The sequence below is a fragment of the Vibrio sp. D54 genome, assembly GCF_021728075.1.
Lineage (GTDB): Bacteria > Pseudomonadota > Gammaproteobacteria > Enterobacterales > Vibrionaceae > Vibrio > Vibrio alginolyticus.
This window is the reverse complement of sequence record NZ_JAKKCS010000069.1, coordinates 1-1,116: the sequence shown is the minus strand read 5'-3', so window position 1 is coordinate 1,116 and position 1,116 is coordinate 1. Positions and strand designations below refer to the sequence as shown.

The following is a 1,116-nucleotide window of genomic DNA, read 5'->3' as shown; positions in this document are numbered from 1 at the left end:
TCGGTACATTTCTATTTTTTTCCTTATTTAAATAATGTTCATTTAATTAATTAATTAAATTGTAAATATAATTAATATAATTAGTAGAAATTAATTTAGTAATTATTTTTAAATATTTAATTAATGATTAATTGTTGTTATTAATTAATTAAATCATAATTATTGTTATTTAATACTAATATATTAAATAAATAATTGTTAATTTATTTTTATTAATTAAAAAAATGATTAATATAAATATTGTTATTAATTAATTAATTAAATAATTATTGCTTTTAATAGTGTAAATGGTTAATTATTGCATGCTAAATGGAAAATAGCGTATTATTGCATGTAATTACGTGTATTTTTTCGTAAATTAATTAGTAGTACGTTTTCGATTTAAATTTAGTACATAGGCTTGGTGTAATTAAGTCGCACTCTTTGGAATAGATGGCGCCTCTTTTCCTTGCTTATCTCCTTAACCCCTCGTGATGTGTGGATTTCATCACCGCACACCATAACCTAAGTGAAGTTATGGACACGAGGTTGAGGGCGGAGTTTGCAAAGGACTTGAGGGAGTGTAAATTTTCGAAAAATTGGCCGAACGTCGGACATGGTGTCTAGAAACGGGTTATGACTGGTGACAGGATTTGGACTAAGAAAGACTTTTGTCGAAATTAGTCCTGCCTCTCGCGTTATCTCTATCCCTAACTGGCCATGTTTTTCGATTTAACCAAGGCTGATTAATTGAAAATTTACACTTTATCGCGCGGGTCGCACGTCCATTGAACGACCGAAAATGCCAAGCTAGTGTACTCTATTTAAATCTTAAACGTACTTAATTAATTAGCGTAAATTTTTAAGTTTTAATTATTATGATCAGTAGGTATTTTAAAATCGTACTCTTAGGTTTAAATGGCTCCGCCGAAGACCACATCCGGCAAGAAGAAAGCCCAACGCGAGGCAGAAGATGAGATGCTCCGAATGTTGGCGGCCCAAGTCGGTTGGGTTCAACAGGAGGGCAACGACGCTCTCAATCCGGACGGATCATCTGGTCCGTCCGTGGCGCCCTCTGGGGAAATTCCCGCCCCCCCTTTCGTCTCGAGCGGTGATGACGTCGACCTGTTTTCAACT

The 1,116-nt window shown here is 34.5% G+C and carries 1 protein-coding gene; it reads left to right on the top strand.

The genetic code is table 11. The features are described 5' to 3' along the window. Positions 1-897 precede the first annotated feature (897 nt). Positions 898-1,116: hypothetical protein (locus L3V37_RS24140; protein WP_237307364.1), on the top strand; the 219-nt coding region annotated here is incomplete at its 3' end.